The sequence below is a fragment of the Spirosoma arboris genome (genome assembly GCF_009754945.1).
In the GTDB taxonomy this organism is placed as follows: Bacteria; Bacteroidota; Bacteroidia; order Cytophagales; family Spirosomataceae; genus Spirosoma; species Spirosoma arboris.
The window spans coordinates 1-24,451 of record NZ_WPIN01000008.1 but is presented as its reverse complement, the minus strand read 5'-3'; the positions used below and the strand labels follow the sequence as shown (position 1 = coordinate 24,451).

General features: G+C 36.7%; 19 protein-coding genes. 18 read left to right on the top strand and 1 reads right to left on the bottom strand.

The window, feature by feature from the left end; genetic code table 11:
- The first annotated feature begins 891 nt into the window (after window positions 1-891).
- From GO755_RS21035 to GO755_RS20970, 14 genes are all read left to right on the top strand, one after another.
- The gene (locus tag GO755_RS21035; protein WP_157587271.1) at window positions 892-1,680 is read left to right on the top strand and encodes a sugar transferase; all 789 of its coding nucleotides are present in this window, start codon (window positions 892-894) and stop codon (window positions 1,678-1,680) included.
- A 215-nt stretch (window positions 1,681-1,895) separates the two neighbouring features.
- The gene (locus tag GO755_RS21030; protein WP_157587270.1) at window positions 1,896-2,741 is read left to right on the top strand and encodes a polysaccharide biosynthesis/export family protein; all 846 of its coding nucleotides are present in this window, start codon (window positions 1,896-1,898) and stop codon (window positions 2,739-2,741) included.
- A 116-nt stretch (window positions 2,742-2,857) separates the two neighbouring features.
- A complete protein-coding gene (locus GO755_RS21025; RefSeq protein ID WP_157587269.1) occupies window positions 2,858-5,197 on the top strand; it encodes a GumC family protein in 2,340 nt (779 codons plus the stop codon).
- Between the two features lie 229 nt (window positions 5,198-5,426).
- Complete coding sequence (locus GO755_RS21020) at window positions 5,427-6,983, top strand: MATE family efflux transporter (RefSeq protein WP_157587268.1); 1,557 nt, start codon at window positions 5,427-5,429, stop codon at window positions 6,981-6,983.
- Window positions 6,976-8,010, top strand: a complete 1,035-nt coding sequence (locus GO755_RS21015; protein ID WP_157587267.1) for a nitroreductase family protein — start codon at window positions 6,976-6,978, stop codon at window positions 8,008-8,010. The genes GO755_RS21020 and GO755_RS21015 overlap by 8 nt, the downstream gene beginning before the upstream one ends.
- Window positions 8,011-8,031: 21 nt before the next feature.
- Window positions 8,032-9,174, top strand: a complete 1,143-nt coding sequence (locus tag GO755_RS21010; RefSeq protein ID WP_157587266.1) for a polysaccharide pyruvyl transferase family protein — start codon at window positions 8,032-8,034, stop codon at window positions 9,172-9,174.
- A gap of 141 nt (window positions 9,175-9,315) precedes the next feature.
- The gene (locus GO755_RS21005) at window positions 9,316-10,278 is read left to right on the top strand and encodes a glycosyltransferase family 2 protein (protein ID WP_157587265.1); all 963 of its coding nucleotides are present in this window, start codon (window positions 9,316-9,318) and stop codon (window positions 10,276-10,278) included.
- 77 nt (window positions 10,279-10,355) lie between these two features.
- On the top strand, window positions 10,356-11,318 hold the full coding sequence (locus GO755_RS21000; RefSeq protein WP_157587264.1) for a glycosyltransferase family 2 protein: 963 nt from the start codon (window positions 10,356-10,358) through the stop codon (window positions 11,316-11,318).
- Between the two features lie 44 nt (window positions 11,319-11,362).
- Window positions 11,363-12,643, top strand: a complete 1,281-nt coding sequence (locus GO755_RS20995) for an O-antigen ligase family protein (protein WP_157587263.1) — start codon at window positions 11,363-11,365, stop codon at window positions 12,641-12,643.
- Between the two features lie 1,121 nt (window positions 12,644-13,764).
- On the top strand, window positions 13,765-14,427 hold the full coding sequence (locus GO755_RS20990) for an acyltransferase (RefSeq protein ID WP_157587262.1): 663 nt from the start codon (window positions 13,765-13,767) through the stop codon (window positions 14,425-14,427).
- 38 nt (window positions 14,428-14,465) lie between these two features.
- Window positions 14,466-15,608 (top strand): glycosyltransferase, encoded by a 1,143-nt coding sequence (locus tag GO755_RS20985; protein ID WP_227687029.1) that lies wholly within the window; start codon window positions 14,466-14,468, stop codon window positions 15,606-15,608.
- Window positions 15,609-15,770: 162 nt separating this feature from the next.
- Window positions 15,771-16,319, top strand: coding sequence for a WcaF family extracellular polysaccharide biosynthesis acetyltransferase (locus GO755_RS20980; RefSeq protein WP_157587260.1), 549 nt, complete (start codon window positions 15,771-15,773; stop codon window positions 16,317-16,319).
- A 22-nt stretch (window positions 16,320-16,341) separates the two neighbouring features.
- The gene (locus GO755_RS20975; RefSeq protein ID WP_157587259.1) at window positions 16,342-17,196 is read left to right on the top strand and encodes a glycosyltransferase family 2 protein; all 855 of its coding nucleotides are present in this window, start codon (window positions 16,342-16,344) and stop codon (window positions 17,194-17,196) included.
- Entirely contained in the window at window positions 17,196-18,467 is a 1,272-nt protein-coding gene (locus GO755_RS20970; protein ID WP_157587572.1) for a WcaI family glycosyltransferase, read from the top strand. The genes GO755_RS20975 and GO755_RS20970 overlap by 1 nt, the downstream gene beginning before the upstream one ends.
- 60 nt (window positions 18,468-18,527) lie before the next feature.
- On the opposite strand, the gene GO755_RS20965 is transcribed toward GO755_RS20970, so the two are convergent.
- The gene (locus tag GO755_RS20965; protein ID WP_157587258.1) at window positions 18,528-19,289 is read right to left on the bottom strand and encodes a tyrosine-protein phosphatase; all 762 of its coding nucleotides are present in this window, start codon (window positions 19,287-19,289) and stop codon (window positions 18,528-18,530) included.
- A 555-nt stretch (window positions 19,290-19,844) separates the two neighbouring features.
- Here GO755_RS20965 and GO755_RS20960 point away from each other — a divergent pair.
- From GO755_RS20960 to GO755_RS20945, 4 genes are all read left to right on the top strand, one after another.
- Window positions 19,845-20,879, top strand: coding sequence for a hypothetical protein (locus GO755_RS20960; protein ID WP_157587257.1), 1,035 nt, complete (start codon window positions 19,845-19,847; stop codon window positions 20,877-20,879).
- Between the two features lie 113 nt (window positions 20,880-20,992).
- On the top strand, window positions 20,993-21,805 hold the full coding sequence (locus tag GO755_RS20955; protein ID WP_198174889.1) for a YjbH domain-containing protein: 813 nt from the start codon (window positions 20,993-20,995) through the stop codon (window positions 21,803-21,805).
- A 116-nt stretch (window positions 21,806-21,921) separates the two neighbouring features.
- Complete coding sequence (locus GO755_RS42030; RefSeq protein ID WP_317165930.1) at window positions 21,922-23,049, top strand: YjbH domain-containing protein; 1,128 nt, start codon at window positions 21,922-21,924, stop codon at window positions 23,047-23,049.
- Window positions 23,050-23,211: 162 nt separating this feature from the next.
- Window positions 23,212-24,357 carry a putative Ig domain-containing protein gene (locus GO755_RS20945; protein WP_157587254.1) on the top strand — a complete coding sequence of 382 codons (1,146 nt, stop codon included), beginning with the start codon at window positions 23,212-23,214 and terminating at the stop codon, window positions 24,355-24,357.
- Window positions 24,358-24,451: the final 94 nt, after the last annotated feature.

The following is a 24,451-nucleotide window of genomic DNA, read 5'->3' as shown; positions in this document are numbered from 1 at the left end:
TTAATAGTTTTATCATGTTCGTTAAACAATATGCTAAGTTGAGCATCGCGACCGCGTTGGGAAGCATAGCCGTCAGGTCATCAAAAACAAAACTCAAGCCCAACTACAGCGCGATTCTAACGAATCCCTTCTGGCAGATTCTACTTGCCCACAAATAAGATCGCAGTTAGCTGGAGGAACGAAGTGGCGATATACCCCCGAGGAGAGGCATCGAACAAGATCCGAAGTATTGTTACCGCTCATAGTCAATATAAAATCAACTACACAAGTTGGTTACAAATTATACCTATCCAAACTCAGTTTTGCTAACAATAAAACATCCCACAGTAAATAGGAACATTATCTGGCTCGGCATTATGTCAAAGCTGAGCATCAGTTGATCGTTTCATTGCCCAAGCAATCTGGATTGATATGACTAAGGCTATTGATAGATATTTGTATAAAAAACACGTTTATAAAAAAAGTACTAAACTTCGTTTACCAAGTGCAACTACGTACATGCTCTTGACTGCTCATCAACCATCCCACAAACCTTCTTGTAACTACTAACCTACGCCATTCAATAATATTTTATATTTTTCAAATATGCGCTATTGGCTTTAATTAATAAAAATGATCAGTATAATCTAACTATATCATTATGCTTTTATATAGCTTACTAATCTTCGCAAGATAGTAGCAGAATAGGACAAAAATAATGTTTCGCCGTTTAATAAATACAAATAAGATAATATCCGACCCTTCGGTAAACATGGCTATTATTGCATTAACAGAAGATGATAGTACTAGTTGTCAGTTATGGTTAAGTATTAATTGGCAACTTGCTATATATAAAAAACAGATCTTTTTGTCTCCATACTATACCTGTTCAATCATCTTATCTTCCCCATTATGAATCAAGTTTCCAACTTATTTCAGCGTAATGAATCGGACTTTGTTTCAAACGACTTTACGGTAGGTTACGCGCCCCTTGAATTTGATTTACCCGAGAAAACGGCTCGCCGGAATAAGCAACCTGTTTCGAACATTTTCCTACAATGGACGCCAGTTCAACAGGTTGTTTCATTGCCAAAGAGTACCATTTACACTCGCATTGGAAAGCGGCTTATCGATATCGTTGCTGCCTCATTTGTCCTAATCTTCGTTCTATCCTGGCTGGTTCCACTCATCGGTGTACTAATTATCATAGAATCTCAGGGCTCTGTCTTTTTCATTCAGGCTCGCTCAGGTCGTCGGGGAAAAGCCTTTCACTGCTTTAAGTTTCGGACTATGGTGCATGTTACTTCTCAACAAGGTAGCTTTCGCCAGACAGACCGTAACGATAACCGCGTAACACCTTTAGGACGCTTTTTGCGCCGAACTAATCTGGATGAAATGCCGCAGTTTATCAATGTATTGCTGGGTGATATGAGCTTAGTTGGTCCTCGCCCTCACGCTATACAGCATGATGTGCTCCATTGGGATTCAGCGGCTTATCGGGAACGCTATTGGGTACGTCCTGGCATTACAGGTCTGGCCCAAGTTCGTGGATCACGCGGTGCGACAGGTGGGAGTCATGAGATGGATCATCGTGTTCGATACGACCACCTCTATATTCCTCGTCAATCGTTCTTTCTAGATATGAAAATTTGCTTCCGAACTTTAAAGTTAATGTTTAAAGGAGATGCAAATGCCTGGTAGGGTGGTTAATCTATTATTTATTAGTTATCGGTTATTACGAATTACCGGTTTTCTGGAGAATTACCAGATTACTCTTGGTAAGCAGACACCCTACAAACTCAGTAACCTAGTCTTTATTAAACTCCAATAACTATTAACTAAATCCCGTTGTGCTGAAACGAAAAAACATTAACTTTGTTTTCTAGTAAATTGGTTCGCACCTCAGGACATACTATATGGCGCACTTGTTAAGGAGTACAATTTGGAATAAAAATAAACTAAAAGTAATTGTCTATTTATCCTTCGTATCGTTGTTTTATTCTTGTACCACTTCAAAAACAATTACCTACTTTCAAGGGAAAAGTCCAATTGATACGGTACATTATAGTACGTTAGCAACTATCAGACCCAGTATTACTACCATACAACCAGACGATATTTTAGCTATTATAGTAACTAGTTTGAGCGATGAATCGAACATTTTGTTCAATTTTCAGAATACTAGCGCTCTACATATGTCCCGATTTCCTGGTTCTTCGAGCGGGGGCGGAGCGGGCGGTAATCTACAGCCCTTGGGTTATTTAGTAGATTCTACAGGTTCTGTCAATATCCCCTTAATTGGAAAAGCAAAGCTGGCTGGTCTCACGATTGCAGAAGCCGAAGTTTTCCTTAAAGATAAGTTAGATAAATACCTTAAAGAGCCAACAATTAATGTCCGCCCATTGAATCACAAGTTTACTGTACTTGGCGAAGTCAACCATCCAGGCGTTTTCAATCTTATTAATAGCCGCACAACTCTACCCGAAGTAGTTGGTATGGCTGGTGAATTAACTGTTTATGGTCGACGCGACAATGTAATGCTCATCCGGACAGTCGGAGATAAACGAGAAGTCATTCGCCTTGATCTTACCGCCCGTAGTGTTCTTGATTCGCCCTACTATTTTATCCAAAATAATGATATTCTATATGTGGAACCTAGGCAAGGGAGAGTTACCTCGTCAGACCGAGCCATACAATTATTACCAATGACTTTAGGTATTATATCAACTCTGCTGGTAGTTGTAAATTTTATTACAAAGTGAGCTAGTAATAAAATTTACATTCGATTAGTGAGCTTATAGTTTTTTATGATACTAAGCTTACTAATCAGGCACTTAAGAATCACCTAAGGCAGAAAAATAGTTAATTATCCAAATGAATGGCAAACGTAAGTACTAATATTTTTGAAGAGGAAGAAGAACCCATTAATCTTCGCTTATTCTTCCTAAAATACCTTCGCTACTGGAACTGGTTGTTAGTGTCAGTATTATTAGCTGTCGGTATAGCTTATACCTATCTTCGTTATGCTACACCGATCTACCAGGTGAGTGCTGTCCTCTTAATTAAAAAACAAGATAAGGCCCCAGATGCCGATGATCTACTAAAGGCGTTGGAATCGACTGGGGGGGATAAAATTGTTGAGAATGAAATTGAGTTGCTGAAGTCAAGGACGCTGATGCAACGAGTAGTGAATGACCTGAATTTATCAGTAGCCTATTTCAAAAAGGGGGAGATTCGATCTTATGAAGAACTCTATGGAACATCTCCGATCTGGGTGTATACTGGTGCGATGACCCCATTGGCTTATCAAGAGCCAATTATTGTTCGTATTTTAAGTAACCAGCAATATGAACTACAAAATGAGGAAGGTCAGCCAAAGGGTAAATTTACCTTTAGCCAGAACGTTAAAAATGAATATGGAAACTTTCGCGTATTTCTGAATGATTCTCTATATAACAAAAAAAATAATTTAATAAAAGTCACGTTTGCAAATCCTCAATCTACAGCAGACCGATATAAAGAAGCAATTAATGTAGAACTATTAAATCAGAAAAGTACAGTCCTTAAATTAACTCTGGAAGATGCTCTGCCGAATAAAGGTAAAGCTATTTTAAGCAAGCTGTTGGAAGCCTATACCTTTTCGGCACTGACTGACAAAAATCGGGAGGCAACTAACACACTTCAATTCATTGACGAGCGTCTTCGATTGATCACGGGTGAGTTAGGTACTGTGGAAAAAGATGTCGAATCCTATAAAAGCGCTCAGGGTATCACGGATTTGAGTGCCGAAGGAAATTTATTTCTGGAGGCTGTAAAAGAAAATGACACTAAACTCAATGAAGTAGATATTCAGTTGAAAATATTAGATGGTGTTGACGCATATCTAAAAAGTAGTCAAAGTGGATTTGCGCCCGCTATGCTTTCGATTACTGATCCGGTACTGACTAGCTTATTAATGAAGCTAAATGAGCTGGAAACCCAGCAGGAAAAATATGCACGTACAACACAACCTGACAATCCATTCCTGCAGACCATAAACGCACAGGTTACAAATACAAAAGGTGCTATTCAGGATAATGTCACTAATCAGCGGAATAATTTATTAGTAACTCGCACTGGATTAGAGCAAACAAATAAAACCTTTGAGTCATCCATCCGTCGGATTCCACGTAAAGAACGAGAGTTTTTAACTATTAAGCGTCAACAAGGGATTAAAGAAAGTCTCTATATATTATTGCTTCAGAAAAAAGAGGAAACGGCTATTGCCTACGCTTCAACAGTAACGGATAGCCAAATTGTTGATGAACCTTATAGTTCAATACAGCCTGTTAAACCCAACTCAAAGATCGTTTATTTGGCGGCATTTTTGATCGGTCTTTTGTTTCCAATGAGCGTTATTAGTCTTCAGAGTTTACTGAATGATAAGGTGCAATCGAGAAAAGATATTGAGACAGAAACTGGATTGTCCATTTTTGGGGAAATCATGATGAAACCCAAAGACTTAAAGGACAACCTACTCGATATGAAAGGCAATAGTTTACTCGTGGAGCAATTTAAAATATTAAGAGCTAACCTACAGTACGCCATTAAGGAAACAGAGCTTAATAAATCACATGTCATCTTACTTACATCATCAATTAGTGGAGAAGGTAAAAGTTTCGTAAGTATTAACTTAGCGTCTAGTATTTCTTTTCTGAACAAAAAAGTAATAATACTAGAGCTAGATTTACGTAAACCAAAGGTGGCGTCTTATCTCGGCATTGAGAATCCAAAAGAAAAAGGTATTTCTAATTATCTGATTGGGCAAAGTAACGTTTCTGAATTAATTAGGCAGACAGCCCTTAATTCTAATTTATATGTATTACCAAGTGGCCCACTTCCTCCTAATCCCTCTGAGTTATTGTCAAATGGCCGGATGGGGGCATTGATAGAAGAGCTTCGAAGCCAGTTTGATTTTATTATTTTAGATACTCCACCTGTAGGTTTAGTGGCAGACGCTACTTTATTAGGGCCTTACGTAGATGCTGCCTTTTATTTAATTCGTCATGATTACACGCCGAAAGCTAATTTGCAAACATTAAATAAACTGCATGCCACAGCTAAATTTAAATCCCTTAATGTAATATTTAATGGAATCGATTATCGCAATAGCCAAGAATATGGCTATGGCTATGGCTATGGTTATAGTTATAAGTATGCTTACGGTAAAGAAGTATAGCTCTATTTCAGTTAGTGATAATAATTTGGACTATAGGAAACTTGTTTCAAAGTAAAGGAAACGTGATTTTGAGTAGAAGCAACGTATTCAAAATCAAGAAATCGATGTGATTATTGCCGGTTAAAATTTCTACTGCTTTATCAATACATAAGGTATAATTTTCACCGCAATGTTTATCGATTAACTTTTTTAATATCGCACTGCTCGTACAGTGAGGTATTCTATATAGATGCAAGCAGCTAACAGAGTCATTTTCAATACGGGTATTACCTATGCAAGGGCAATAGTTACCTCAATTATTTCTTTGTATGCAACCAGATTACTACTAAATGCATTAGGCACTAGTGATTTTGGTTTATACAATGTAGTAGGTAGTATGATAGCAATGTTGGCTTTTCTCAATGCAGCAATGACTACCTCTACACAACGTTACCTTTCCTACAATATCGGAACTGGTAGTATTGAAAATGTAAAGAAAATTTTTGCAAATAGTGTTGTTATCCATTTTGCAATTGGAATTCTGTTGGCATTAATAATAGAAGCTATAGGTATATATTTAATAAAAAATCAGCTTAAGATAGATCCTGATAAGGTTACCATAGCGATGTATATACTACATTTTGTTGTAGTCTCTACCTTTATAACAATAATATCTGTACCATATGATGCTGTTATTAACGCTCATGAAAATATGACGTTTCTCGCAATAGTAAGTACAATAGATTCACTATTAAAGCTAATTATTGCAGGCAGTATTTTTTTATTAAATAATGACAGGTTATTTTATTATGGCTTATTTACAATGCTGTCAGCTATTGTATTAAGAATTATCAAGCGTGTTTATACCAAAAAGAAATACGAAGATTGTAATGTTAATGTTCTAAAAGCTTATAACAAAAGTCAGATTAAAGAGCTGACATCATTTGCTGGATGGAGTCTTTTTGGTTCCTTATGCTCAGTCGCCAGAAATCAGGGAGTAGCAATAGTTTTAAATTTATTTTATACCACCGTGGTTAATGCTGCCTATGGTATTGCAAATCAGATTAACAGTCAATTAATGTTCTTTTCTCAGACAATGATGAGTGCAATGAGGCCACAAATCATGAAAAGTGAAGGAGCAAATAACAGAGACAAAATGATAAGATTGGCATTAACTGCTAATCAATTCTCTTTTTACTTATTTACTTTTTTTGCATTACCCATTTTTTTTGAAATGCCTTTTGTTTTAAAGCTGTGGCTTAAAAATGTTCCTGCGTACACAGTTGAGTTTTGTCGGTCTATAATTTTGCTGACTATGATGAATCAGCTAAACATGGGGTTAATGACAGCAGTACAAGCAATTGGCAGAATAAAGGTTTATCAATTAGTAGCAGGAGGTATACAATTACTAACCCTTCCTATAGGGATTGTTTTCCTAAAATTTCACTATCCCCCTTATTCTATAACTCTAGTATCGTTTGCACTAGAAGGCTTGTCTACTTTATTCAGAGTCTTCTATTTTCAATATTTAACAGGTTACTCTGCCACAAAATATTTCAAAAGTGTAATTTTTAATTCATTTATGAGCTTATTACCGTCGGTAATATTGGTCTATTTTGTTCAACAACACTTTACCAATAATAATTGGCAAAGCCTCATTACTATAAGCTTAGTTTCCAGTATTTCTTATTCAATATTTATATATCTAATAGGGTTGAGTAAAAATGATAAGGAAATGCTGAAGCAACTATTCGACAGTATCAAAAAGAAGTTTATGACTAAAGTTTATGTTATCAATAATGGTTAAGAAAATTCGCCATAGACTACATTCTATTTATAAGAATGTACTTCCTACTTTTTTTATTGGTACACCATTCGTAAGTAGTGTTTATTATCTATTGTTTTCATCAAATTTTAGAAGAGAAGAACGTGCTGTACTGGCAGGCAAAGTTAAACATTTGAAAGATTCCAATAAAGAGAAAGCCAGTATGTACACTCTTATACGCAATGTCCATCGCCTTGAAAAAGGCTTATTAATGCGTCCGAGGAGAGAGGTCTTCGCATTGGATTTTATAGGAGAAACTATGAATAATTTTCAGACACTTTACCGACCAGAAAGCTGCGTTGAAAATTCGCAAATTAAATGGGCTCATGACGTGCTAAACGAGTATTTCAGTGTTACAGGTAGTCATCCTGCTCTTAATGCTGAAAGAGAAAGATTTAATAAAATTACTGCTTCTCCAGAACGACCAAAACCCACTTCAATACCTTATCAAAGAATAGAGACAAACAAGCCATCTATTTCTTATGATTCTTTTTATAAGCTTACTAAATATAGAAGATCTGTTCGATGGTTCCAAGATAAAAAGGTACCGCACGAATTGTTAGATAAAGCCATTTTAGCAGCAAATCAGGCGCCTACAGCATGTAATAGACAGCCTTACAGCTTTAGAATAATTGACGAGGCAGAGATGTTAGATAGAATTGTCAAAATACCTATGGGAACGAAAGGTTATTCGCAGAATATTCCTATGATGGTAGTAGTGGTAGGGCATTTAGACGCTTATTTTGATGAAAGAGACCGGCATTTAATCTATATTGATTCTTCATTAGCAGCGATGTCATTAATATTAGCGTTAGAAACATTAGGCCTGGGAAGTTGTATAATAAACTGGCCAGATATAGAAGTCAAAGAACTTCAAATGCAGAAAATCTTAAAATTAGAAAATTATCAGAGGCCAATAATGTGTATTGCAATCGGAATACCAGATTCTGAAGGTATGGTGGCATATTCAGAAAAGAGATCACTCCAAGCAATTAGAAGTTACAATTAGTAAGATTATCAAAGAAGCAAGATGAAAAAAATCATTGAACTTAGAGGGGTAGAATTCCACAATAAAGGTGCGGAGTTAATGCTTTATGCAATTGTGAGTAAAATCAGAGAACGGTATCCGGATTCTATTATCGCTATGCAAAGAACCTCTACCGCACCAATGAGAAAACAAAGAAAATTAGATATTTATACTCTATTAAATAAAGTAAAATATGGAATAAGCACAGATAAAATTATTACTATGTTACCAAAATATGTTAGAAGAAAATTAAATCTTATTGCCGAAAATGAAGTTAATATAATTCTTGATGCTTCTGGTTTTGCTTATGGGGATTTTTGGGGTTATGAAAAAGCAAGATATAGACTGACTTCAAAACTTAATACATGGAAGGAGAATAACAAAAAAATAATCTTAATGCCGCAAGCTTTTGGACCGTTTGAGTCTCCTTTATTAAAAGAAGAAATGTCCTCAAACATTAATTTAATTGATCTGATATTTGCAAGAGATAAGTATTCATATGAAAGTATAGTAAAAATAAATGATAGAGCAGAAAATGTTTATTTAATGCCAGATTTTACTAATATATTGGATGGTAAGACTCCAGAGTATTTAGAAAAAAACACTCTCGATATAGGAATTATACCTAATAATAAACTAGTTGAATCAAAAGTTTTTAACTCTAAAGAAGAATATATACACTATTTAACACAAGTAGTATTGACAATTCAGAGCAAAAACAGAATTCCATATTTTTTAATTCACGAAGGAGAAAAAGATTTATACATAGCTAATAAAACAAATGAAAACCTTACCACAAAGGTGAAAATAATAAAGGAAGATAATCCCTTATATGTAAAGGGAATTATAGGTAGTTCTAAGGGAATAATAACATCACGCTTTCATGGATTGGTTAGTGCACTATCACAAGCAATACCATGTTTATGCTTAGGTTGGAGTCATAAATATAAAGAATTATTGGAGGATTATAATTATCCTGAAGGATTAATACAGACTACTCAAATAGAGGAGTTTGAAAGTATAATTAAATATCTTATAGATAAAGAATGCTCAAAAAACGTCAAAGAAAAGCTAAAAAAAATGAGTGGAATTCAAAAACTAAAAACTGACGAAATGTGGAATATAGTTTTTTCAACAATAGAGTAACGTTATGTTATAGAAGTATTAGTATACTGAATTATGCTCTACGAGTTTTTGTATCACACAAGTTAAAGCTCTGGTAAGATTCATTATATACAATGCCTATCAAAAATGAAATATATGAGTTTATGTAACTCCTATTAAATTATGACAACAACCGATTTTAATGTTTCTGTAATTATTCCTGTATACAATGCTGAAAAATTTATAACAGAAGCTGTAGAATCAGTTCTAATACAGACAGGGGTACATGAAATAATACTTATAGAAGATGGATCGAAAGACTTATCTTTAAAAATTTGCATGAATTTAGCGAATGAATATGCCAATGTTAAGCTTTACACACATCCTAATGGAGAAAACCGAGGTGCTGGTGCATCCAGAAATTTAGGAATTATACAGGCTACAGCAAAGTATATAGCTTTTTTAGATGCAGATGATATTTATTTACCAAACAGATTTGTTAAAGAGAATGAATTTATAGAAAAAAATAATGATTTTGACGCAATGTATGGAGCCTTGGGAAACAGATATCATAATGAGGTTTTAGAAGAAAAATATAAAAACAAAATCTTTGCTAATGTAACTGTTTTGAGGCTTGAAAATGAATTTATGAACCCTTTTGAGTCTTTAAGTGGATTCAATTTTAAAAACATGGGGCATATACATTTAAATACATTGACGATTAATCTTGAGAAGCTAAAGCAAATGAGTTATTTTTTTAACGATACGCTTAGATTACACCAGGATACGGAATTTATAATTAGGCTTTCGTACCATATTGATTTGACTCCAGGAATCATTGACACTCCAATCACAATAAGAGGAGTTCATGAATCTAATAGAATAACAAAGTTTACATTTTCACATAAAAAATACTATCAAAATCAATTGAAAGCTTGGGAAAGCCTTTTAGCCTGGGCGGAAAAAGAAAAAATCTCTGCTCCTTATTTAAGGTATTTTAAACTTAGAGTGTATTCATTAACAATTGCTACTTTACCATTAGCTAAAGCTTGGGCATTTTTTGCTAAAATTTTCACAAAACATTTTTCAATAGTAAAATACTATAAATTATATTATAAAAATTTAACAAATCAACTCATTAGTTAACATTAAATGAAAAATCAACTAAATACAATAATCTGCTTTCATAGAATCAATGCTAGTTAATATAACTTAAAAACACAATGAACCCACTTGTTTCAATTTTAATCCCAATGTATAATTCGGAGGAAACTATTGAAGAAACATTATATTCATGCCTAAATCAAACGTATAATAATATTGAAATAATAATAGTCGATGATGGTTCAAGTGATAACTCTTTAGAAATAGTTAAGGGTCTTCAAGCTTCAAACAGTAATATTAAGCTATTCAGACAGGAAAGAAAAGGTGCATGTAGAGCCAGAAACTTAGCCTTTAAATATTCAAAAGGGGAATATATCCAATATTTAGATGCTGATGATATATTATCAATATCCAAAATAGAAGAACAGATGGTGTATGCTTCTACTTTGGAGCCTTTTGTATTATTTTCATGTAAATGGTTTAGGTTTGAAAAAACTATAAATAAAGCCAAAAAGAATTATTTAGGTATATATAAAAATTATAATGAGCCTGCTAATTGGTTAGTTGATTCTTGGAGTGGCAACGGGGCCTTACAAACAGCCTGTTGGTTAAGTAGCAGGCAATTAATTGAAAAAGCAGGCGATTGGAATGAAAGCTTATTGAAAAATCAAGACGGCGATTTCTTTTGCCGTGTCATATTGAATTCTAAAAAAATTGTGTTCTCAAATAAAGCTATAGTTTTCTATAGGGACTCTGGCAGAAATTCAATTTCAGGTACTATAAGCTATAAATCTGCCTTATCAACATTAAAATCTTATGAATTTTATAGAATATATATTGAAAAATACAATCGAGAAGATTTACGGATTGCCCTAATAGGCAATTATTTGAATTTTTACCGTTATTATTATCCATTATTTCCAGATCTACTTAAAACCGCGGAGGAATACATTAATCAAAGCGGTGAAAGAGCCGTTTTAGTTACTTCAAATAAATACTTAAAAGCTTTATCCAAAGTCTTTGGCTTTAAATCGACAATAATAATTGAAAAGACTATTAGGAGGATGTTATCCTTTAGATAGTATCCTATCAATATTATATAGTTACAATATTAAACTTATTTATAATGAAATTAAGAGCAGATTCAGTTTCATTTTTGACAATTCTATTTGCAATAGTATTTTTCTTGCATTTTACGATTGCTCAAGTATTTTTACCGAATTTAGCGAATATTTACTATTTAGTTTTAGGGCTTTGTTTACTTTTTACATTAAATAACAATAAAGTTAATTACTTACTTTTTCCATTAATTATAAGTTCTGCAGTATCTATAATATTTAGCCAAGATTTATTGCCAGATTCTGTGTTAAGGTGGATATCTTGGGTAGGGCTACTAATTGTAGCTGGCCCTGTTTTATATAATAAAAAAATCAACCAGCTTAGGGAAAATTTATTGTGGTGTATTATATATATATTTTTAATAATTACCGTTGTTTCCTTTTTTTGGATTTTATTTAGACTACCAAGTTTTAAAGTCAACACAGAGGTATATTCGGTCGGTAGAAAATATTTTAGAAATGGTATTTCATTGCATGAAATGACTTTAGCACCAATTGGGGGTATATCGGCTATCTACTCGATTTATTCACTAGTGTATTTCAAAGGAAGTAAATTAGTTAAAACTATTTATATAGGACTACTTTTTCTTTCTATTGGTGTAATGCTTATGGCAAGTTCAAGGATTGTGTTAGCTTCGTTTCTTGTTACATTAGTATTTTTCTTTAGAAATAAAATTAAGTTCTTACAAAAATCCACAAAAAGAAATTTTGGGGTACTAATGTTTTTATTATTAATTATTATTCCATTTCTATCAAGCTTGCCTGATTATTTTAATAATTTTCTAGAAAATAATTCCAGACTTGAAAGTAAAGGTACTAACAATTCTAGAGAGGGCTTATGGCAAGCTCGTTTTCTTGATTTTCAAATTAATCCATTCACAGGAGTTGGTTTTTATTCTGTTTCTAAAGAAGTAATTAACAATCACACTATACGTACGGGAATTAATAAACAAGGTCAAATAGAATTTGGGTCGCTTTATCTTCAAACTTTATCTACAATGGGGCTTGCAGGCTTCCTTTCATTATTGTATATTCTTATAAAGGTATTTAATATTGGAATAAGTATATCAAAATATGAAAAAGCTGAACTCTATTCTACGCTGCTCGTTTTTTTGATTCTTCACAGTTTTGCTGAAGCTTATGCATTTTCCTCGGGAGCAATTCTTTGTATCTTTATGTGGCTTTTAATGTCTCAAGTTGTTAGCCTTAAATATTCTTATAGGATAAGACAAATTATTGCTAAAAATTTAAAACTTAAAAACTCTCAACTAGAAACTGAGACTGTCTAAAATGGTATTTTAAATGAAATAAGGAGCCAGTAAGTTTGTAAGAATAAAGTACTGCCAATGTATCCTACTAATTTTACTGTCTCTCAATGGCAAGCAATTAAAGACTTACTTATCGACAATAAAAAGCATACATATGATCTGCGTGAAGTGTTTATGTATTGCTCTATATAGGCAAAGGCAGTATTTCTCGGCGCCAAATTTCTACCGATCTACCGCTATGAAAAATAATCTATTACACTTTCGTAAATTCGCCGAAGCGAGACTTGCAATTGCATTGAGTCAGTAGTTACCAAATCGATGCAATTGCAAGTCTCGCTTCGGCGAATTTGTTGGATGGTAGGGAGACGACGAGCAACGGTTTATGCCAAATTAAAGTGTGTAAATGAGAATCAAACGATTGAAGATTAGATTAAAGTCTTAGTCTTTAAACCGGAGTTGTGATCTATTGTTTGTCTACTTACGTCTATCGAAATACACTGATTAAACGAAAAAACATCAAGTGAAATAATCCCAGCACATTGGCTGTTAGTCATGTCAATCAGAGGTAACCCAATGGAGCTTCAAGGCAAAAAGTTAGTAATGTATCGGGAGCAAGTAATACTGTCTCCTGGCATATCATCCGAATGGAGTGTTTGAACTTATAGGTATCCACTACTATTCAACAAGTCTAGACAGTTTTGGATATGGGGTGACATAATTATAACCGCTCCGGCGACCCAGTTCGGGAGTTCCCTTCTTCCTTGAAGTATAGGACTCCCGATAGTGTTTATTAGTCAGGAGTTCGATTCCAGCATTCAATTGTTACTCCTTAGATGATTGCTAGCTATTTGTTGAAGGCTGTCCAATTCAACTAAAGGGCTTAACAACTGATGCCTGACGTTTTTTTATAAAATTCATTCGGAGGAAAAATATGTACATTTGGAAAATCGGTGGTAATATACGCTACGTTGATTAGGTTATTTACTAACACTACTTCTTTACTCATCAACACAATGAAGTCACCATCTACTTATTCAGTTTATAATTTTAGAACGGGATTATCAACAAAAATCTGAATAAGCAGGGCCAGCTAACATAGATAATTATCTAAAATCCAATAGTTCCCAAAAACAGTCCACTTTATGTTAATTAAGTTACTAATACTGATCTTACCTTGGCGCCTTAAGCGCTATTTTTTAAATAAATTATTTAAGTACGAAATTCACCCGAAAGCCAATATTGGTTTAGCCTGGGTTTACCCAAAGAAATTAATCATGGATGAAGGATCTATAATTGATCATTTTACAGTCGCTATACACTTAAATAAAATTGAGATAGGTAAAGATGCAATAATAGGCCGTAGTAACTGGATTACTGGTTTTCCTAAAGGAACAGATTCAAAGCATTTTAAGCATCAATCAGACCGTTCGCCAGAATTATTATTAGGAGATTTCTCTGCCATTACAAAAAGACACCATATTGATTGTACTAACACTATTAAAATAGGCCGCTTTGTTACAATTGCAGGCTACCAGTCTCAATTATTAACACATTCAATTAATTTAACTGAAAACTATCAAGATAGTGCTCCAATTAATATAGGTGATTATGCCTTTGTTGGTACTAATTCAGTAATTCTAGGAGGATCTACTTTACCAAGTTATTCTGTATTAGGTGCCAAATCCCTTTTAAACAAAGTTTTTACTACTGAATGGACTTTATATGCAGGTGTTCCAGCTAGTCCAATTAAGGATATTCCAAAAAATGCCAAATATTTCACTCGCACTGAAGGTTTTATTTATTAATGATTTATAAAATGCGTGTTCTTCATATAGTATCAAGTATGAATCCTGAATCGGGAGGGGTGAGTCAGGCGATAAAGACATTAATAGAAGAGACGTCAAAACTTGATGTTATTTCTCATTTAGCAGTTGTAGACAGCCCTGATGCACTTTATTTGCAAAATGAACCTTTAATTATTTATGCTTTAGGTCCCTCAAAGGGTGTGTGGCAATATAGTAAGCTTTTGTTACCTTGGTTAATAGAAAACTTGATCAACTATGAAGTAGTTATAGTCCATGGCCTTTGGCTGTATCATAGCTATTCCGTTTTAAAGGCATCAAAACTCGTAGAAAGGTCTAATCATAGTAGACCTAAAATTTACATAATGCCTCATGGAATGCTCGATCCCTGGTTTCAAGAAGCACAAGGTCGTAAATTAAAAGCAATCAGAAACTGGCTTTATTGGAAGATAATTGAAAAACGAGTTGTTAATGAATTAGATGGGTTATTATTTACATGTGAAACAGAAATGTTGTTAGCCCAAGATACATTTAGCGGTTATAAACCTAAAATGAAAAAAGTAGTAGGTTTAGGTATTGAAGCTCCGCCAGTTTTTACAAAGAGAATGAGTGATTTATTTTACAATAAATGTGAAGGGTTAAAAAATGAAAATTATATACTGTTTTTAGGTAGAATTCATGTAAAGAAGGGTGTTGATTTATTAGTAAACGCTTATTTGGCTTTAGAAGCTTTAGGAACAAAACTTCCTAAGTTAGTAATAGCCGGACCTGGCCTTGAAACAGATTATGGAAAGAAAATTCAGGCTCTTGCATCTAAATCAAACTCTATTTACTTGCCAGGAATGCTAAATGGAGAGATAAAATGGGGTGCGTTTTATTGTTGTGAAGCTTTTATATTACCGAGTCATCAGGAAAATTTTGGAATTGCCGTAGCAGAATCACTCGCTTGCAGCAAACCTGTCCTAATATCTAATCAAGTTAATATATGGCGGGAGATTGAAGTTGGACAGGGAGGTATAATTTTTTCGGATTCACTAGAAGGAACGCAGACAGCATTGGAGCAATGGTTTTCTTTATCTCTAAATCAAAAGAAAGTTATGGGTCTACAAGCTAAGGCAGTTTATGAAAGTAAATTTGCTGTTGACTCTACGGTTCGTAGATTTATGGAAGCTATTTCCGTATAAAACGTTTAAAAAGTCAGTGTATAAGCTACTTTGTGAATATTTCAGTCCGATTTTTATGGAATGATTACAAAATATGCCAGTAAAGAGCCATAGATTAGTTATAGTTTACTTTGATAATAAAGATAATCTCATTACTGACTAATTTACGGGCCAACCATAAATATGAAAAAGCATAATCAAGACACTTTTACAGGGCCCTCATTTTCTCTTAAGAATCGAATTGCCAGAATGATTTGGGAACTAGTTGCTAGTGTTTTGTTTCACTTATCTCCCAAACCCTTCCACAGTTGGCGGGCGTTCTTGTTACGCTGTTTTGGTGCAAAAGTCGCTAGTGGAGTCCATGTGTATCCCGGCGTTAAAATTTGGGCACCTTGGAATCTAGTGCTTAAAGAAGAATGTGGAATAGCCAGTGGAGTTAATCTATATTCAATGGATAAAATTACAATTGGTCGAAGGGCAGTGATATCACAAGGATCTTATTTATGTGCAGGAACACATGATTATACAAAATCTGGCTTCCCATTAATTACAGCACCTATTAATATTGGTGATTATGTATGGATTGCAGCTGAAGTATTTATTCATCCTGCCATTACAGTTAATGAGGGCTGTGTAATTGGGGCTAGATCTGTTGTTATAAAAGACATACCTGCATGGACAGTTTGTGCAGGGAATCCTTGTAAGCCAATTAAGAAAAGAATAATCCAGTAATATTGGTTTCAACAGTATTGAAATGATTTCAATTATTATACTTACTAAAAACGAAGAGAACGATTTACCATCCTGCTTGGAGGCTATCCAATGGACAAATGATATACATATTCTTGATTCAGGTAGTACAGATAAAACACTGCAGATAGCTCGCACATTTGGGGCAAACATCGCCAGCAATCCTTTCGAGAGCTTTGGCAAACAACGCAATTATGCATTGGATAATTTGGCTATTAGTTATGAATGGATTTTATTTTTAGACGCGGATGAAATCATAACTGAATCATGTAAAAACGAAATTATTAATGCTGTTAATCAAGCAGGCGAAGATGTAGCTGGCTTCTATTTATGCTGGAAAATGATGCTCGAAGGCAAATGGCTTAGGCGTTGCGACAATTTTCCAAAATGGCAGTTTAGGCTCATGCGCAAGGGGCGTGCACGCTTTACTGATTTTGGGCATGGCCAAAAAGAAGATCAGGTAAATGGGCGAATTGATTATATTAAAGAACCCTATATTCATTACGGTTTTTCAAAAGGATGGCATCAGTGGTTTGATAAACACAATCGTTATTCGTCACATGAAGCATATGCTCGATTAACAAATCGCCCTCCTTTAAAAAATATATTTGCTTCACATACAAGTATTCGCAATCCAGCGCTGAAATCATGGCTAAGTCGAATGCCTGGCTGGCCAATTCTCCGCTTTATTCAGGCTTATATTTTAGGTATAGGCTTTTTAGAAGGAATTCCTGGGCTTATATACTGCATAAACATGGCATTTTACGAGTTTTTAATTCAAATTAAGATGAGAGAACTACTTCTAAAAAAATTAGAAGATAAATCAAAAACAAAAGTTATAGCTACTTCAAACAATTGATGCGCATTCTAATATACGACATTAACTATACGCCGGAGTTAACGGGTGTTGGAAAATATACGGGTGAAATGGGCGCTTGGTTAGCTAGTAAAGGACACATTGTTCGAGTAATTACAGCTATGCCCTATTACCCTGAATGGGAAATTCATGAACGCTATAAAGGAAAGGGGTGGTTTACGGAGGAAATAGATGGTGTTACTGTAAATCGCTGTCCGTTTTACGTGCCGACGAAAGTAACTACATTAAAACGAATCCTACATGAATTCTCCTTTGTAATCAGTAGCCTTCCTTATTGGGCAAGTGTTTTAATAGGAAAGCGATATGATATTGTCATCTCTATATCGCCACCTTTTCAAATTGGATTACTTCCCACTCTATACTCTATGATACGAAAAGTACCCCTTTGGTATCATATACAGGATTTACAGGTTGATATGGCCAATGAATTGGGCATGATTAAAAATAAATCCTTTGTGGACATCCTCTTTTTGATTGAAAAGTTTATCCTAAAACGCAGTACATTCGTCTCTACCATAAGTGAAGGTATGGTTCGAAAAGTAACCGATAAGAAAGTATTGCAAACACCTTGTTTCTTATTTCCAAACTGGGTGGACGAGCAGTCAATTAAACCATTACCTCGTGCAGCCTCCTTAAGATCAGAATTGGGTTTACGTGAACACGACAAGGTGGTCCTGTATTCAGGTAGTTTAGGTGAAAAGCAGGGATTGGAGCTGATCATTGAAGCAGCAAAGCATTATTCATCTCGTTCTGATATCCAATTTTTGATTTTTGGATCAGGGGGTGGGAAAACTCGCCTAGAATCATTAGTAAACGAATATCAGTTGACTAACGTAGCCTTTCATCCCCTACAACCTTACGAAAAATTATCTGCCCTCCTAGCCACGGCGGATATTCATCTGGTTTTACAGAAAAAATCTGCTTCAGATCTAGTATTACCTTCCAAGTTAACTAGTATTTTGGCAGCTGGTGGCTGTGCATTAGTCTCGGCTGTGCCAGGCACTACCCTTTATGATGTTATTGCCACACATCAAATGGGTATTCTTATCGAGCCAGAATCGACTCAGGCGTTGATTGCAGGTATTGACCAGGCACTTGATAAGGATGTCACTGACTACCGACAGAATGCCCGAGCTTATGCCCGACAGTACCTAAGTAAAGAGACAATCCTCCAACAGTTTGAAGCGCAGTTGTTGCGCTTGAATGAGAATCCCGATATACAATCGAGCCCATTACAGAGTAAGGTGATTTAAACGCAGCATCACAGAGACCACAAAAAAGCATGTTGTGGTCTCTGTGATGCTGCGTTTAGACTAAAGAGTTCTGTTCCTTAGCGGTTGCTGATTCAGAAGCTCATAGAATTGTGAGGAGAATAGGGCTTGTAAAGCGGGAAGATCCTCCGGGCGGTGTAGGTCGCTCCCTATAAAATCAGCCCACTTGTTTTTCAGAATGAGCTTTGCCTGTGTTTTAACATGATTACCATATCGTCCTGTAAGAGACATCCAATTAAGTTGCATCAAACACCCTTGGTCACGTAGTCGTTGTAAGCCTTCAGTATCATTTATATAATAGGAATACCGTTCAGGGTGCGCTAATACGGGAGTATAGCCGCTCGTCTGAATTCGGAAAATCATCTCATCTAATAATAGTGGGCGCGCCAACCAGCCCGTTTCAATAAGCAAATAACGTTCTACTCCAAAAGATAAGAGAGGTGTTGTATCTAAACGTTCGAGAAAAAAGTTATCCAACATATATTCAGCAGCTACTTCAATTCGTATAGGAATAGCTGCCGAATCGACCTCACGCTGTAGAAGATCCCTACCTTGCAAAATCGTTGCGGAATCATTGGGATACTGTTCCTGGCTTACATGAGGTGAAGTAATGATTTTCCGAATACCCCATTCGGCCAATTGCCGGATACAGGTCAGGGATTGATCAATGGTTTTTACGCCATCATCAATCCCTGGAATCAGGTGTGAATGCAAGTCTGTTTGCCAGAAACAGGGAGTTAGTGTATCAACAGCTTCTTTAGGTGTAAACTGGTTTTTCAACCAAACCAAAACAGGATTAGTCATCTTAGTTAGTGTTTCAGCAGGAGCAAGCCTGCAAAATATAGGCTTTTAGTTATATTGATCTCTCTAGATTCCGAATTTAGTATATATCATAGCGAAGGTAAGTATGATTTTGGTAGTAAGTAAAGGGAATCTCGATGGGCAAGTTATATATGATACAACTATACTCATTTTTTGTATACGTATCGTAAAGAAAATGCACTCTACTATACAAAAACCTCTCAGATGCCCATTTATTTCCTTTTCATGAAGCTATTTTCGCCGAATAATAAATTCATATGTACTAAACTATCATTCGGGGAAGATTAAATCACCAGTTACAGATATATTGCTTCCGTTTAGAGAAAGAACCGACAAAGATACACGGTGAGTTAGCTGAAAATAGAGTGCTATTAGCCGGTGTATGGTTATCCTTGCCAAGTAAATGTTTGTTGAATTATTTAAAAGCAGTAGTAAGAATTGATTATCGCCAACGTGGTTTGCTCTTCGATATTTTATCGTAGGGAAAGGCAAAAAGGCACACCATTTTAATTAACCGTCTCAAATTAAGAATTGCACATGAAAACAACTACAAAAAAAGCTGTGTGGTCATTTTATGGACTATGCCTGGTATTTATGGTCTACGCTTGCCGGAACCAGGATGCCACCCCTCTGGCGCCTAAGTATACGCTTGAATCCTTGCGAGATCTGCAGTTGCCAGGCCTTCGTCAAACGGCTCCTGCCCCTGTGACGGTCACACCGTCTACCTTAACGCAATCGGCAACGGCAGCTCAAGTGAAAAGTGATCTTGCAGCAGGAAGCGCAACACCAGCTGTTAGTCAGGCAGAAAGTGATATGAGTGCAGCACTGTCAGCAGCAGGAACATCTGCATCTGTGTTTAACATTGCATTTACTCCTAGTGTATTAAATGCAATCAAAAACGGAGGGGCTCTACCATCTACATTACAGGCAACTGTTAATTCGCTGGTAGCCAATCCAAACTTGCAGAAATACTTCGTGACCTTCACCTATCCACAGGTCAATGGTGTTCAAATATTACCAACGACGACTTCGATTCCAGGACCTGGTATCGTGGCGCTTTTATCGGCCTTGACAGTTAAGCCAGTAAATTATGTTGGCGACCCCTGCTTCAAAGCAGCTAATGACCTGTTCGACCAAAAAATTGCTGGTCTTGAAACAGACCGCCAATCGCAGGTAGGTACTGTTGAAGGAAGTTATTCTTCGAATAAGTCGGCGGCAGAAGGGGATGTACAGGGTTGTGTATCTGGCAAATTAGCCTTCTATAGTTCATTAGTTAACACGTCTAGCGCAGCTCTGCCTGCAGAGCTTTCTCACGTAACAGCTAACGACGTATTAAAAGCGTTTACTTATCTTTTGTACACCCAGCAAAATCAGGTATATTATAGCCTACAATCAGCTGATATAAATACCTGTTCGATCACAGCAATAGCCAAAGTTGCAGCGGCTAAGTTTGCTCATGATACAGATGTAAATGCAATCAACAATAACTTCAACGAGACTATCCGAACAGCTCAACGGATTGTGCTCCAGTTATTTGATAGCTGCCACAACCAAGGCACTGTAACACCTTAATTTTTAAAGTACCCCTAAGAGACATCTTAGGGGTACTTTAAAATAAGATTCAACAGGTGGTGATAGCATTGATGAATAGGTTAAGTTGTGTCGGCGTATCGGGGGTTTTACTAATGATATTTGCGCTGCTATCTCAGAAAGGATGGGCACAAGTTAATATCTCAGGCAAGCCAGGATTAATGAACATTCCAACGGCCAGAATATTGTCGGATGGAACGTTTCAGATTGGTTATCATTATAATCCGTCGCATTACGATCCCAGAGCAAATGATCCAAATGCAGGGGTCAGTAATAACTTTATCCAGTCATCATCAAGTGTTTATTATGCCACATTAGCTATTTTACCCCGGCTTGAGGTTACTATCAACATATTTCATGTAAATGGCGATCTCCCATTAAGAGCAAGAGGTATTGGAGATCGGCAGTTTGATGTCAAGTATGCTGTATTGACAGAACGTGAGCATAGGCCTTCTGTTGCGATTATTGCTTCTGCTCCCTTTGGTATTGACAACTCACTTGTAACGTATGCTGCTGTTACTACAAAAAATTTCACGCTAAGTGAAACTTTCACAGCAGAAGTATCCGCAGGATTTGGTAGTCCATATTATTTTGATCGAAGCGATAATGGAGGAAATAACTTTGATATTTTCTCTAATTACAAGCTTCACAATAAAAATGAACGCCCGCATCCATATTTATCAGGTCCTTTTGGGGGTATAGCGTTTCGTTATAAACAAAAGCTGGGAGGAATGATTGAATGGGATTCGCAACAACTTAATCTTGGCGCTTATGCCAAACTGTTTGATCGCTGGACGATGCAGGCAGGTGTTATAAATTTTGATCAGATTACGTTTGGAACTTCGTATGCAGTTTCGTTGCGAAAATTACCAAAGCGATTGCGTCAGAAATCAGACTTGGAGAAGTAAATCACATGCATGTCTGTGAGGACACAGATCTAGGAGGTGATAACAGAGAAAACTGTCTGGGAGGAACTAGTGCTGGTGCTAATAAATTGAGAGTATTTAGTAAGCAAGTGCATATTGTGACCATAAATAGATCAGCTTTTGCCTTTAGTTGGATATTCATTTGCTGGTCTGTTCAGGTAGGTTTTTGTCAGCAGCAGGATCAACGAGCCTTGCTAAATTACGAGAATCTAACAATTGACAGTGCCGCTCAACGGGTTTATTATGAGCAACGACTCTACAGAAACCCAATGATTGGTTTGTTGGAATTGAGTCAGGCGTTAGCTAAACCGACTACGACTGAATTTGTTCCACTTTATCAAGGCGTTCCGATCGCGAGTTACCGATTGGGCGATGCTTGGCAAACGAATTTGCTGTCGCGAAATGAACGAAAAGCAATAGGTCGTCTTATTCCAGCCGGACCAGGACATTATAAAGTCGACTTTCGGCTTCACCCGGATATGGTTGCCAATTTTGGCTATAAGACAGATCCATTTCAAGCAAAAATAAGTTTGCTGTTGCAAACTCAACTGTATCTGACCCGGGGCTTAGTATTAAATCTGGGTGTGTTATTCCCAATAACGAATAACTATGATACACAACCGATGAATATTCGGCCCGCTCCGATTTATTTGAATCAGTTTCTAGCGTTAAGCGGACAGGATTTTTTAAGCGGATCAGTTGGCTTTTTTTATAGTAACCAATATGGTGTAAACCTACAATATCGACGGGCTAACTTAACTAAGCCTTGGTCGTTTGGTCTGGAAGCTAGTTTAACGGGTGACTATTACTATCCAACGAAGGGAATTTATTATGAGTCCATGAATAGGGCAATGCTTCTGGCCGATGTGGCCTATCGAATCAGCAAGCGAGACATTACCCTTAAAGTATCTGGTGGACAGTATTTATATGAGGATCGGGGGATGCGGATTGATTTCATCCGGCAACTCTATTCAGTAGAAGTTGGTGTTTTTGCGATGAAGACCACAAAGGGGTCGACGGCAGGTTTCAATTTTGCAGTTCCTATTCCACCTGGTCGCATTGCACAGTCGAAACGAGCACGACTACGAACCACGGAAGAATACCGTTGGGAGTACTCGTACAATGGAGGAGGCAATAATGTTGGTATACGCTATCGCGTAGGAAATCAGTTAGATGCATTACTTCGCCAGTATCATTCGGATTATTTACGTCAGCAACAGCCCTAATAAACCCATATCATTTAGATTGTTTACTCTTACTCAATGGAACGAATCCCCTAAAGACGCATGAAAACACTCCTGTATCGAAACATTTTTTTTCTCTCTATAAACCGTCCCCTATTCCTCTGGTTTAGGTCCACTACCCAACTCGATAATCCCTTTATTACTATGCGTTTACCTCTACAACTCCACGCTTATTCGGCCTTAACCCGGTGTCTTGGGATACTGCTTGGCCTGACCATTGCCGTCTCTGTATCGGCAGCCCCTGTTATCACCTCGGCAGGCAGCTTTTCCAATCCCTGCGGCCTGACGCCACCTACCCTATCACCTGCATCAGCGACAGTAGCCGTTGGCGGTGTTCTCAGTGTAACAGCCACCGGCTGTGCAGGTGGTATTATTCAGTACTTTGGTAGTGGTGGTGTTTACACCGTCGCTCCAGGTGGTTCAATTAGTGTTCCTACAAGTGCAACTGGAACGGTCGTTATTCCAGCTGCCTGTTCAAAAAGTGGTTGTCTTAGTGACATCGCCGAAGCAGTGATCACTATCGTACCTGCTGGGGATCCTAATGCCGCTACACGACCCTTAGTGGCTAACCCCATTGGCACGCAGAATGCCACGGTTGGATCAAATTTCACATTTATTATTCCGGCCAATACATTTACCGATCCAGGTAATAATCCTCTAACACTAACCGCGGCAGGTCTACCCGATGGTCTTACCCTTACTGGATCAATCATTATGGGACCTCCCACATCAGCAGGGATTTATCCAGTTACGATAACCGCGACGAATACATTAGGACTCTCGATTAATACTACGTTTACGTTAATCGTATCCCCAAGTGGACCTGGAGCACCATCTGATTTAACACCGACGATCACATTGCCTCAAGCTAACTTCCCAGCGTCTAGCTCCCGTGACTTCGTTGTGACTATATCAGAATTGAACGGTATGCCTACATCTGCGGGTAATGTTCCAGTTACGATCACTGTCCCTTTCGGCTACACTATTTCGTACTCTAACGCTATCTCGACTATTAATGTAACCGATGGCCTCACCAACCCTGTTGCAGTCGATAATGCCAATTGGACGGTAACTGCTAATTCGGGAAATCGGCAATTGACGTTAATGATCAATAGTGGCCAGTCTATTCCTGGTTTCGGAAAAGCAGTATTAGGCTTTACTGCGACCCGCACAACGGCTAATGCAGGTAGCGCATCGGTTGTAACAGTGAACGTGTCTGATGACGCGGCCAATACCTATGATAGTAATGCAGCCAATAATATTTATAGCCGCGTCATCAGCGGACTGTAAGTATGAGCGCGTCAACTGGTTTTAAGCTAGTTGACGCGCTTAATATGGTTCTATCCATTTCTTCAATTTATTCCTTAAGATTATGACCAGAAAA

Excerpts from the sequence above, each read along its gene's own strand:
- GO755_RS21035 (WP_157587271.1), top strand. The coding sequence starts at position 892 with ATGAATCAAGTTTCCAACTTATTTCAGCGTAATGAATCGGACTTTGTT.
- GO755_RS21030 (WP_157587270.1), top strand. The coding sequence starts at position 1,896 with ATGGCGCACTTGTTAAGGAGTACAATTTGGAATAAAAATAAACTAAAA.
- GO755_RS21025 (WP_157587269.1), top strand. The coding sequence starts at position 2,858 with ATGGCAAACGTAAGTACTAATATTTTTGAAGAGGAAGAAGAACCCATT.
- GO755_RS21020 (WP_157587268.1), top strand. The coding sequence starts at position 5,427 with ATGCAAGCAGCTAACAGAGTCATTTTCAATACGGGTATTACCTATGCA.
- GO755_RS21015 (WP_157587267.1), top strand. The coding sequence starts at position 6,976 with ATGGTTAAGAAAATTCGCCATAGACTACATTCTATTTATAAGAATGTA.
- GO755_RS21010 (WP_157587266.1), top strand. The coding sequence starts at position 8,032 with ATGAAAAAAATCATTGAACTTAGAGGGGTAGAATTCCACAATAAAGGT.
- GO755_RS21005 (WP_157587265.1), top strand. The coding sequence starts at position 9,316 with ATGACAACAACCGATTTTAATGTTTCTGTAATTATTCCTGTATACAAT.
- GO755_RS21000 (WP_157587264.1), top strand. The coding sequence starts at position 10,356 with ATGAACCCACTTGTTTCAATTTTAATCCCAATGTATAATTCGGAGGAA.
- GO755_RS20995 (WP_157587263.1), top strand. The coding sequence starts at position 11,363 with ATGAAATTAAGAGCAGATTCAGTTTCATTTTTGACAATTCTATTTGCA.
- GO755_RS20990 (WP_157587262.1), top strand. The coding sequence starts at position 13,765 with ATGTTAATTAAGTTACTAATACTGATCTTACCTTGGCGCCTTAAGCGC.
- GO755_RS20985 (WP_227687029.1), top strand. The coding sequence starts at position 14,466 with ATGAATCCTGAATCGGGAGGGGTGAGTCAGGCGATAAAGACATTAATA.
- GO755_RS20980 (WP_157587260.1), top strand. The coding sequence starts at position 15,771 with ATGAAAAAGCATAATCAAGACACTTTTACAGGGCCCTCATTTTCTCTT.
- GO755_RS20975 (WP_157587259.1), top strand. The coding sequence starts at position 16,342 with ATGATTTCAATTATTATACTTACTAAAAACGAAGAGAACGATTTACCA.
- GO755_RS20970 (WP_157587572.1), top strand. The coding sequence starts at position 17,196 with ATGCGCATTCTAATATACGACATTAACTATACGCCGGAGTTAACGGGT.
- GO755_RS20965 (WP_157587258.1), bottom strand. The coding sequence starts at position 19,289 with ATGACTAATCCTGTTTTGGTTTGGTTGAAAAACCAGTTTACACCTAAA.
- GO755_RS20960 (WP_157587257.1), top strand. The coding sequence starts at position 19,845 with ATGAAAACAACTACAAAAAAAGCTGTGTGGTCATTTTATGGACTATGC.
- GO755_RS20955 (WP_198174889.1), top strand. The coding sequence starts at position 20,993 with ATGATATTTGCGCTGCTATCTCAGAAAGGATGGGCACAAGTTAATATC.
- GO755_RS20945 (WP_157587254.1), top strand. The coding sequence starts at position 23,212 with ATGCGTTTACCTCTACAACTCCACGCTTATTCGGCCTTAACCCGGTGT.